General features: G+C 71.0%; 9 protein-coding genes. 3 read left to right on the top strand and 6 right to left on the bottom strand.

Annotation, left to right across the window (positions count from 1 at the left end):
• Positions 1–37: 37 nt before the first annotated feature.
• Positions 38–823 (top strand): LuxR C-terminal-related transcriptional regulator, encoded by a 786-nt coding sequence (locus ACFQUV_RS05875; RefSeq protein ID WP_129609227.1) that lies wholly within the window; start codon positions 38–40, stop codon positions 821–823.
• Positions 824–836: 13 nt separating this feature from the next.
• On the opposite strand, the gene rpe is transcribed toward ACFQUV_RS05875, so the two are convergent.
• The gene (gene rpe, locus ACFQUV_RS05880; RefSeq protein ID WP_129609228.1) at positions 837–1,526 is read right to left on the bottom strand and encodes a ribulose-phosphate 3-epimerase; all 690 of its coding nucleotides are present in this window, start codon (positions 1,524–1,526) and stop codon (positions 837–839) included.
• A 245-nt stretch (positions 1,527–1,771) separates the two neighbouring features.
• Between rpe and ACFQUV_RS05885 the strand changes: the two genes are divergently transcribed.
• Positions 1,772–2,338 (top strand): EF-hand domain-containing protein, encoded by a 567-nt coding sequence (locus ACFQUV_RS05885; RefSeq protein ID WP_129609229.1) that lies wholly within the window; start codon positions 1,772–1,774, stop codon positions 2,336–2,338.
• Between the two features lie 54 nt (positions 2,339–2,392).
• Here ACFQUV_RS05885 and ACFQUV_RS05890 read toward each other — a convergent pair whose 3' ends face one another.
• The 5 genes from ACFQUV_RS05890 to ACFQUV_RS05910 all read right to left on the bottom strand — a co-directional run bounded on the left by ACFQUV_RS05890 (position 2,393) and on the right by ACFQUV_RS05910 (position 8,741).
• Positions 2,393–3,034, bottom strand: coding sequence for a L,D-transpeptidase (locus ACFQUV_RS05890; RefSeq protein ID WP_129609230.1), 642 nt, complete (start codon positions 3,032–3,034; stop codon positions 2,393–2,395).
• A gap of 130 nt (positions 3,035–3,164) precedes the next feature.
• A complete protein-coding gene (locus ACFQUV_RS05895) occupies positions 3,165–4,454 on the bottom strand; it encodes a S1C family serine protease (RefSeq protein WP_244601586.1) in 1,290 nt (429 codons plus the stop codon).
• A 44-nt stretch (positions 4,455–4,498) separates the two neighbouring features.
• Positions 4,499–4,834: a hypothetical protein gene (locus tag ACFQUV_RS05900; protein WP_129609231.1), complete on the bottom strand. Its 336-nt coding sequence runs from the start codon at positions 4,832–4,834 to the stop codon at positions 4,499–4,501.
• 476 nt (positions 4,835–5,310) lie between these two features.
• On the bottom strand, positions 5,311–7,968 hold the full coding sequence (locus ACFQUV_RS05905) for an ATP-dependent helicase (RefSeq protein WP_378394362.1): 2,658 nt from the start codon (positions 7,966–7,968) through the stop codon (positions 5,311–5,313).
• A 263-nt stretch (positions 7,969–8,231) separates the two neighbouring features.
• On the bottom strand, positions 8,232–8,741 hold the full coding sequence (locus ACFQUV_RS05910) for a thioesterase family protein (protein WP_207211519.1): 510 nt from the start codon (positions 8,739–8,741) through the stop codon (positions 8,232–8,234).
• A 96-nt stretch (positions 8,742–8,837) separates the two neighbouring features.
• Here ACFQUV_RS05910 and ACFQUV_RS05915 point away from each other — a divergent pair, with 96 nt between their 5' ends.
• Positions 8,838–10,283 (top strand): FAD-binding oxidoreductase, encoded by a 1,446-nt coding sequence (locus ACFQUV_RS05915; RefSeq protein WP_129609898.1) that lies wholly within the window; start codon positions 8,838–8,840, stop codon positions 10,281–10,283.
• The last annotated feature ends 204 nt before the right edge of the window (positions 10,284–10,487 follow it).

Raw genomic sequence — 10,487 nt, forward strand, 5'->3', positions numbered from 1 at the left:
GGGACTGCTCGACGACACCTCCCGGGTGCGATCAGCCATGCCGACCGCTCTGGCCCGCTTCGAGACGCTGCGCGCCCTGGCGACGAACGTCACGGTGCTCGATCCGGACGGTACCATCGTCGACACCGATGCGACGTGGCGCGACCCCAACCCGGCCAACGGGGCGACGCTGCCGGACGGTGGTCGCGGCCTCAACTACCTGTCCCTGTGTCCGGCCGATCGCGCCCGCCAGATCGAGGCGTTGATCGAGGGGCATTGCGATCTCGTCACCTGCGTGTATCCGTGCCGCTCGTCGCGCGATACCCGCTGGATTCTGCTGGTCGCGGCGCCGACCGCGGACGTCCGCCCGCGGGGGGCCACGCTCCTGCATCTCGATCTGTCCGAGCTGCTGCCGGCCGATCTCGGCCGCACGGGGCTTCGCATCCGCCATGCGCCGGAGCCGCTCTCCGGGGCGGCGCTCGATGCCATCGTGCACACCATCGAGGACACTATCGCGCGCTCGATCGAGGGCGCCCGGACCCAAGCGGCGGCTCCCGAGGGAACTCCGGCGTCCGCCGCCGGCGCCGTACGGCCGTCCGAGCGTGGCGCCGAAGCGACCGCGCCCTCCGAGCCGCTGTCGATCGTCGACCAGCTCCCCAAGCGTCAGCGCCAGGTCTTCGCCCTGCTGGGCGAGGGGCGCAGCAACGGCGAGATCGCCGAGGCGCTCGGCATCTCGGCCAACACCGCCAAGCTGCACGTCGCCGCAGTGCTGCGCCGGCTCGGGCTGGACAATCGCATGCAGGCGGTCGCGCTCGCCGCCCGGGTGGCCGGCGAGGCGGGCTGAGCCGCTTCCGCGATCAGGCGATCTCGCCGCGGGCCGCCGCCGCGGCCGTCCGGATCGCCGCGATGTTGTCGCGATAGGCTTGCGGCGTCCGCCCCTTGAACACCGCCGAGCCGGCCACCAGCACGTTGGCGCCCGCCGCCGCGACGGCGCCGGCATTCTCGGGCGTCACCCCGCCGTCCACCTCGATGTCGATCGGCCGATCGCCGGCAAGCGCCCGTAGCCGCCGGATCTTCTCCAGCGCGGCCGGGATGAACGCCTGGCCGCCGAAGCCCGGATTGACCGACATCACGAGGATTAGGTCGACGTCGTCGATCAGGTGCTCGATCGTGCTCTCCGGCGTGCCGGGATTGAGGGTGACACCGGCCCGCTTGCCGAGCCGGCGGATCTCCTGGAGCGAGCGGTGGACATGCGGCCCGGCCTCCACATGCACGGTGATCACGTCGGCGCCCGCCGCCGCGAAGGCGGCCAGATAGGGATCGCAGGGCGCGATCATCAGGTGCACGTCGAAGGGCTTGCCGGTGTGCGGCCGCAGCGCCTTCACCACGTCCGGCCCGATGGTGATGTTGGGGACGAAGTGACCGTCCATCACGTCGACATGAATCCAGTCGGCGCCGGCGGCGTCGACCGCGCGGATCTCCTCACCCAGGCGGGCGAAGTCGGCCGACAGGATGGAGGGAGCGATCTTGAGGGGCAGATGGGTCATGGCTGGACGGTCCGGGACGGGGCGCCGGCCGAGAGGGCCGGGACCGATGCGCCGGTGTGCCGCAGATCGCCGGGCGGCTCAAGGCTCGGGCGACGCCGAGGGGCGGCAGGATTTTCCCGCGTCGCGCCCGGAGCGGCAGGGACTGCCGGTCCACGATGGTGAGCGGCCATTGATGCGAAAAGAGAAATTCGCCGGCACGCGACTTGCAAATCGGTCGGCGGGACCTCTTGTGGACGAGCCACGCCATGATGCTTCTCGCCGCTGGTGCGGCCCTCACGGCCGTCGATCTGCTGTCGTCGCTGAAGGACGTGGTGTCCTCGGGCGGCAAGCCTGCGGGCGCGCCGGCCGCGACGGGCTTCGGGGTGCCCGATGCCGCCGCGACGTCCGGCACCGCAGCACCCTCCGCCACCGCGGCACCGGGCAGCAATCCGGTGTCGCCCGACACCATGCGGGCGATGCTCGCTCTCCAGGCCCGCGGCAATGCCACCGGGGCGCTGTCCAGCCAGCTCTTCTCGCGGCTCGATCGGGACGGCAACGGCCGCATCGGCAAGTCGGAGTTCGACGACGTGGTGGCCGGGCTGGGAGGCCAGTCGGCCGACCGCCGCGCCCTGTTCGATGCGCTCGACGGCGACGGCGACGGCTCGGTCAGCGGCAGCGAGTTCGGCGTCGCGCTCCAGGGTCCCGGCCTGCCGATGACCGACAAGGTCCGGGCCAATGCCGGCACCCGTGAGCTGTTCCAACGCCTGCTTCAGCAGCAGACCGACATGCTGGCCAATGCGGCGCCGGGTCTCGGCATTGCCCGCACGGTCTGATCTCGGGTCCGAATGATCGGCGCGGCGGGGTTCATCCGCCGCCGTGAGGCCGCCTCACCAGCCCCAGCGATAAGGCGCATAGCCGCCCGGATAGGGGCGCGGCGCATACGGCTGGGCCGGCTGATAGGGCTGATAGTAGGTCCCGCCATAAGCCCCGTAGGGATTGACCGGCCGATACGACACCACCGGCTCGTCGTCGACCGGCGCCATCTCGCGCGGCGCCCGGGCCGGGCCGGCGGGTGCCGCGCCGGTGACCACGATGCGGGTGCTGCCGGTCCCGTGCTGCTTGACCAGCGAGAACAGGGTGGCGGCGTTGCTCGGGTGCAGCCGCACGCAGCCGTGCGAGGCCGGGCCGCCGAGCCGCGCGATCTCGTAGGAGCCGTGGATCGCATAGCCCCCATGGAAGAAGATCGAATAGGGCATCGGCGAGTTGTAGTACTTGCGCGAGAAGTAGGAGCGATGCATCCGGGTCGGCGAGAACGTGCCGTTCGGGGTGCTGTAGCCGGCGCGGCCGGTGGACACCGGCCAGGAATAGCGCGGCGCGCCGTCGACCACCACGGTCATGCGCTGGCTCGACTTGTCGATCCTGACCAGCAGGGCCGCCTCGACGGCGTCGAGCGGGACGGCGGCGAGCGGAACGGCGACGAGCGCCGCGGCGAGAAGCGCCGGGCGGACCTGCACGCGGGATCGGGTCATGGGCTCACTCGGAACACGGGGCCGACGCGGTCGGATGCGCGACTCAACGTCGATCGCCCGCTTCGGTTCCGGCCCCCTGTCGCGATGGTGAACGGGCTGCGGTGCCCCTCCGCATCGGCCGCCCGCCGTCTCAGTCGCAGGTGATGCGGACCGTGAAGGTCTTGGCGAGCTCCGCGGCGGCTTCCGGCGGGATCTCGCGGGTGGTCGACGCCTCGGCCGGCACGACGCCGTTGGCGGCCAGGAAGTTCAGCGCGATCGCCGCCTTGATGGCGAAGTTGACGTTCTGGGCGATGTCGCGGGTCGCCGCCGCGACGCCGAGGGCATTGAGCTTGGAGACGATGACGCCGATCACGTTGCCGTACTTGTCGATCAGCGGGCCGCCGCTGTTGCCGGGCTGCACGGGCGCCGAGATCTGCACCATGCGGGTGTCGTCGCCGAGACCCGCCAGGGCGGTGACGCTGCCGATGGTGAAGTTGCCCGACGACGACAGGATCTCGGACAGCGGGAAGCCGAACACCGACACCGGCTCGCCCAGCCGCGGCTGCGCCCGGAAGCCCGGCACCACGATGGGCACCGCCGTGGTCTTCAGCAGAGCGAGGTCGTTGATCTTGTCGCGGGCCACGATGTCGGCTCCCGCCGACTTCTGGCCGACGGCTGCGATCTTCACTCGGCGGCAGCCCTCGACGACGTGCTGATTGGTCAGCACATGGCCGTCCTTGGAGACGAAGAAGCCGGTGCCCGACTTGCTGCCGCCGTCCTCGGCCTCCTCGCGCCCGCGGTCGCTGCGTTCCGGAGTCGTGCCGCCCTTGGCGGCGGCCTCCAGGAAGCTCTTCTGGCAGGTGATAATGGCGCCGAGCGCGGCGCGCGAGCCGTCGAGCGAGAGCTGGGCGATGACGGCGCGGTTCAGCACCACCTTGATGCCGGCCGAGTCGGCGAACTCGCCGAGGAACTCGGCCTTCAGATCGGTGGTGAAGATGCCCTTCTCGGTGCCGCGGTCGAAGCCGTAGAAACGGCCGTTCCAGATGGTGCGCCGGGTCTCGATGCGCAGGTCGTAGCCGCTCTTGACCTGGATCGACCGCCACTTCGGGTTGGTGAACGCGATGTAGGGGCTGCTCTCGTCGCCGAAGCCGATCCACACGGTGGTCTCGTCCCTGTAGGTCGCCGCCGCCACGCAGCCGCCGACGCTGCTGCTGAACCCGACCTGCCAGCCGCGCACGGTGCCGAACAGCTTCTCGATGGCGAGCCCGCCCTCGGCGGCGGCCGGCGCCGTGCCGGCGAGCGTCAGCAGGGCACCCAGCGCCAGCAGCGCGGCTGTTCCGGTCGCCCGCAGCGTTGCGCCGAGCGTCGCGCCGGGGCGCCGACTCCGCGGCGGCCGGGTGGCCGGCGAGGCGGCGACGGAGACGGCGTTGCGATGGACCATGTCGACCTCCGACGATCGGGCGACGCGGTTGCGGTGTGGTCGGCTCAGTTGCCGGCGACCGGCGTGGTGGAGGCGGGCGCGACCCCGGAGAACGGATCGGAGACCGGTCGGGCCCCGTTGTTCTTCTGGGTCGCCATGCCGGTCCTGGCGCGCTGCGGCCGGGCCGCGGCGCGGCGGGCGCGCGGTTGCCCGGCGTAGCCCGGCTGGGCCCGGGCGATGCCTTGCGAGATGATGGCACCCGCGACGGCGCCGACCACCGCGCCGGCCAAGAAGCCACGATGCTGCGCCGCCGCCGGCGGCGGGGCCGCGATCGAGGCCAGCGCCAGAGCCGCCGCGAACAGGACGACATCGGGGCGCGGAACGGGCAGGAGGGCAGGCATGGCAGGGCCTTTCATGTCACGAACAAATGTGGCCGGCGGCACGGCGCCGCCGGCTGAAAATCGAGATGGCAGAGGGGGAGAGAGACGACGGCAAGCCGCGCCGGCTGAGCTGCGCCGGGCAAGCCGCGCCGAGGAGACTGAAAAATGGCCTCGCTCGGTCCGCGCCGACATCGACACTGCACTGATGCGACGCTGCACTGATGCGACGCTGCACATGACATCTCGACTCGGACTAGTCGAGTCGACCCCACCCACTGACTAGTACGACGATACAGAAACGGGAAGGTCGGTCAATTCGCAGGCCTGCGGTGTCCCTTCGCCGGGGCTGAGACGTGCCGCTGCTGTGCTTCGGCAACAAAGGAACGCAAGTCTCTGACAATGCGGTGGATGTCTCGGCTCTACCGCGACGGCGAGAAGCACGGAGAGAAGCTGCGAAGCCCTATGCGATGCGCGGGGTCGCGGCAGCGCTTCCCGCCTCACGCCTTCTTCACGAAGCTGTCCACCACCTTCTTCTCGCCGGCCTTGTCGAACTGGATGGTGAGCTTGTTGCCGTCGACGACGCGGATGCGGCCATAGCCGAACTTCTGGTGGAAGATGCGGTCGCCGACCGCGAAGGCCGAGGGATCGCCGGTCGAGCGGGCGACCAGCTCGCCCTCGATGGTGAGCGGTCCGCGGCGCGCCGCACCGCCCGGCGACGAGGGCGCGGCCAGCGGCGCGAGGGGCGTGCCGCCGCGCGGGCCGCCGGCACCGGCGTCCGCCCGCCCGGAGCTTCCCCACGAGGTCCGATCGCGGCCGTCGCCGGCGCGTCGGTCGGCGCCCCCGGCCGCGTCGCGCATCCGGCCCTCGGGCTCCCACTCCTGCGTGTACTCGCTCTGGTCCTCGTCGAAGCCGCCGCGGCGGCGCTGGCCCCGCCGCCAGCCCGGGGTGCCGTAGCCCGATCCGAATGCCGCGGTGGTGTCGAAGCGGCCCCCGTAGGCGTGGCCATAGCCCGACAGGCCGCCGCCGAAGCCGCCCTTGGCCTCCTCGACGTGGACATGCTCCTCCGGCAGCTCATCGAGGAAGCGCGACGGCAAGCTCGAGGTCCACGAACCGTGGATGCGGCGGTTGGACACGAACGAGATGCGGGCGAGCTTGCGGGCGCGGGTGAGGCCCACATGGGCGAGGCGGCGCTCCTCCTCCAGTCCGGCGCGGCCGTTCTCGTCGAGCGAGCGCTGGTGCGGCAAGAGCCCTTCCTCCCAGCCGGGCAGGAACACGGTGTCGAACTCCAGCCCCTTGGCGGCGTGCAGCGTCATGATGGAGACCGCCTCGGTCTCCTCGCCGCGGTCGGTGTCCATCACCAGCGCGACATGCTCGAGGAAGCCCTGGAGGTTCTCGAACTCCTCCATGGAGCGCACCAGCTCCTTGAGGTTCTCCAGCCGGCCGGCGGCGTCGGCCGAGCGGTCCTTCTGCCACATCTCGGTGTAGCCGGACTCGTCCAGCACGATCTCGGCCAGCTCGGTGTGGGGCAGGGTGTCGCGCTGGGCGCGCCAGCGATCGAAGGCGGCGACGACGTCGCGCAGTGCGGCACGCGGCTTCGGCTTGAGCGCGTCGGTGGCCGCCATCAGCCGCGCCGCCTCGGAGAGTGGCACGCCGCGGGCGCGGGCGAGGTCGTGCAGCGCCTGGAGGGTCGCGTCGCCGAGGCCGCGCTTGGGCACGTTGACGATGCGCTCGAAGGCGAGGTCATCGGCCGGCTGGGCGACCAGGCGCAGATACGCCATGGCGTCGCGGATCTCGGCGCGCTCGTAGAAGCGCGGGCCGCCGATCACCCGGTACGGCAGGCCGAGGGTGACGAAGCGATCCTCGAACTCGCGCATCTGGAACGAGGCGCGCACCAGGATGGCGACCTCGTCGAGCCGCTGGCCGCGGCGCTGGAGCTGCTCGATCTCCTCGCCGACCGCGCGGGCCTCCTCCTCGGAGTCCCAGGCCGACGACACCACCACCTTGTCGCCCTCGGCGCCCTCGGAGCGCAGCGTCTTGCCGAGCCGGCCCTCGTTGTGGGCGATCAGGTGCGAGGCGGCGCCGAGGATGTGGGCGGTGGAGCGGTAGTTGCGCTCCAGCCGGATCACGGTGGCGCCGGGGAAGTCGTGGTCGAAGCGCAGGATGTTGTCCACCTCGGCGCCGCGCCAGCCGTAGATCGACTGGTCGTCGTCGCCGACGCAGCAGATGTTCTTCTGCTCGAGGCCGGACGTCGTTCTCGACCGTTCCGCCGGCACGGTGCGACCCTCTCCCCCTGGGGGAGAGGGTCGGTCGGTGCCCGGGGCGACGGCGGGCGCCGTGCCGTGGCTCGACCGCTGCGCCAGCAACCGCAGCCACAGATACTGGGCCACGTTGGTGTCCTGGTACTCGTCGACCAGGATGTAGCGGAACCGCGTCTGGTACTGCCGCAGCACCTCCGGGTGCTCGCGGAACAGCCGGATGGTCTCCAAGAGAAGGTCGCCGAAGTCGGCGGCGTTCAGGGTCTTCAGGCGCTCCTGGTAGGCGGCGTAGAGGTCGCGGCCGCGGCCGTTGGCGAAGGCGGCGCCTTCGCCGGCCGAGACCTGGTCGGGGGTCAGGCCGCGGTTCTTCCAGTGGTCGATCTGGTTGGCGAGCAGGCGCGCCGGCCACCGCTTCTCGTCGATGTTCTCGGCCGCGATGAGCTGCTTGAGCAGGCGGATCTGGTCGTCGGTGTCGAGGATCGTGAAGGCCGGCTTGAGCCCCACCAGCTCGGCGTGCCGGCGCAGGATCTTGGCGCCGATCGAATGGAAGGTGCCTAGCCACGGCATGCCTTCCACCACCTCGCCCACCATTGACCCGATGCGGGTCTTCATCTCGCGCGCCGCCTTGTTGGTGAAGGTGACGGCGAGGATCTCCCCGGCCCGGGCGCGGCCGAGGCTGAGGATGTGGGCGATGCGGGTGGTCAGCACCCGGGTCTTGCCGGTGCCGGCGCCGGCCAGCACCAGCACCGGGCCGTCGAGGGTCTCGACCGCCAGCCGCTGCTCGGGGTTGAGCCCGTCGAGATAGGGCGCCCGATGGGCGCCGCGGGCGCGGGCCGCGATGCCGCCGGGGGTGGGCGGCGGCGGGGCGGGGGCGACGGGATGCTTGAAGAGATCGACCATTCCGGTTCCAGATCGCCGGTCTTTTCGGGGCCGGCCGGGATCGCGGGCGCGCGGACGGGCCCGTATTCACGAATCGTTCGTCCTAAAGATGGCACCCGCGCCGGCGCAAGGGGAGGGGCGTGGACTGCATGTGGATGGCGGGGCGCGAGCGGGCGTCGCCTGGATGCGGAGGCCCCCTCGTCCGGCTCGCTCCCGCGCGGCGAGCCACCTTCTCGCCGCACGCGGGGAGACGGGAAAAGAGGGAGCGCCGGCGTCCTGGCGGGCTAAGCCCGATGCGGCATGGCGATGCGGCGGCCGGCGGCCTCGGGCCGCGGCAGGCGGGAATGGGCCGCCTTCATCTCGGCCAGACGGGTCGCGATGGGGGGCGGTGCCGGCGCGGTACGTCCCGCCTCCATGTCGACATGCAAAGCCATCACTTCCAGGGTGGCGGCCATGAAGCCGTGCTCGGCATGGAAGAGCTGCTGGAAGTAATGCAGCCGCTTGGCGTCGTGGTCGAGGAGCTGGACGGTTGCGCGCACCGCGTCGCCGGCCTTCAGCTCCCGCAGGTAGCGCAGATGGGTCTCGGCCGTGTAATACGAATGCCGCTTGAGCGCGACGTAGTCGAGGCCGGCGCCGATCAGCGCCAGCACCTCGTCGGCCGCGCGATCGAACAGGACGTTGTAGTAGGCCATGTTGAGATGGCCATTGTAGTCGATCCATTCCGTCTCGACCCGCATCACGGACGAGACGAACGGTGCGAAAAACACCGGCTTGAGGTCGGAATGGTCGATCATCAGATTCATGGAACCAGTATGCCAGCGTTTCATGGCGAAGTCGCGAACAAGATCGCCTGTCCGGACGCTGCGGCGCAACCCGAAACGAGCCTCCCGATGACCCTCTCGACCCTCGCCGGCGCGGCCGGCCCCGCCGTCGCGCCGCCGCCCCCGCGTCCCGACCAAGCCGCCGTCGAGGCCGTTCTGACAGCGCTGCGGGACACGTTCGGCGAATTGGTCACCACCGCGGCGGCGACTCGCGAGCAGCACGCCAACTCGGCGAGCTGGATCGTCGCCCAGCCGCCCGACGCCGTGGTGTTTCCGCAATGCACCGCCGATGTTCAAAAGATCGTGCGCATTTGCGCCGCGCACCGCGTGCCGATCGTGCCGTTCGGCACCGGCACCTCGCTCGAAGGCCAGATCAATGCGCCCTTCGGCGGCGTCTCGGTGGACACCCGCGACATGAACCGGGTGCTCGCCGTCCATGCCGACGATCTCGACGTGGTGGTCGAGCCCGGCGTCACCCGCAAGCAGCTCAACGAGCATCTGCGCGACCAAGGCCTGTTCTTCCCGCTCGATCCCGGTGCCGACGCGGCGCTCGGTGGCATGGCGGCGACGCGCTGCTCGGGCACCAACGCGGTGCGCTACGGCACCATGAAGGACGTGACGCTGGCCCTGAAGGCCGTGCTGGCCAATGGCGAGCTGATGACGACGGCGCGCCGCGCCAAGAAGTCGTCGGCCGGCTACGACCTGACGCGGCTGTTCGTCGGCTCGGAGGGCACGCTGGGCATCATCACCGAGCTGACGCTCAAGCTGCACGGCATCCCGGAGGCGATCGCCGGCGGGGTCTGCCCGTTCCCCACCGTCGAGGCGGCCTGCAAGGCGGTGATCGCCACCATCCAGATCGGCATCCCGGTCGCCCGCATCGAGCTGATGGACGCCTTGCAGGTGAAAGCCGTGAACGCCTATTCGCGGCTGTCGCTGCCGGAGACGCCGGTGCTGTTCGTCGAGTTCCACGGCAGCCCGGCGAGCGTCGCCGAGCAGTCGGAGCATTTCGGCGAGATCGCCGCCGAGCACGGCGGCGGCCCGTTCGACTGGGCGACCCTGCCGGAGGAGCGCAGCCGGCTGTGGCAGGCCCGGCACGATGCCTACTGGGCCGCCAATGCGCTGCGCCGCGGCGCCAAGGCGATCGCCTCGGATGTCTGCGTGCCGATCTCGCGGCTCGCCGAATGCGTGACCGCGACCCAGGCCGATATCGCCGCGAGCGGCCTGGTGGCGCCGATCGTCGGCCATGTCGGCGACGGCAACTTCCATCTCGCCCTGATGGTCGACACCGAGGACCGCGACGAGGTGGTGCGGGCCGAGGCGCTCCTGGAGCGGATGGTCGAGCGGGCGCTGGCCATGGACGGCACCTGCACGGGCGAGCACGGCATCGGCCAGGGCAAGATGAAGTACCTCAAGGCCGAGCTCGGCGCCCCGGCGCTCGCCGTGATGGCGGCCGTCAAGGCGGCGCTCGACCCCGCCGGTATCATGAACCCCGGCAAGATCGTCGCCGCCGGCTGAGCCCAGATCGCTTGCGGCAAAACGTCGGCAAAGACATATAATCGCCGCCGATTCTCGCGACAGTTGGCGTTCACGGGGGAACCCTCGACTTGGCGCCCGTCGGTGTGTCGAAGCGACACGCCGGTGGGGCTCGCGACCTCGACGATGCGCGCCGAGAACAGTCGGGCAGGGGCGTTTCGCGCATCGTCCGTCCGGAGCGTGCTG

This window comes from Rhodoplanes sp. P11 (genome assembly GCF_964266735.1).
GTDB classification, from domain to species: Bacteria; Pseudomonadota; Alphaproteobacteria; order Rhizobiales; family Xanthobacteraceae; genus Rhodoplanes; species Rhodoplanes serenus.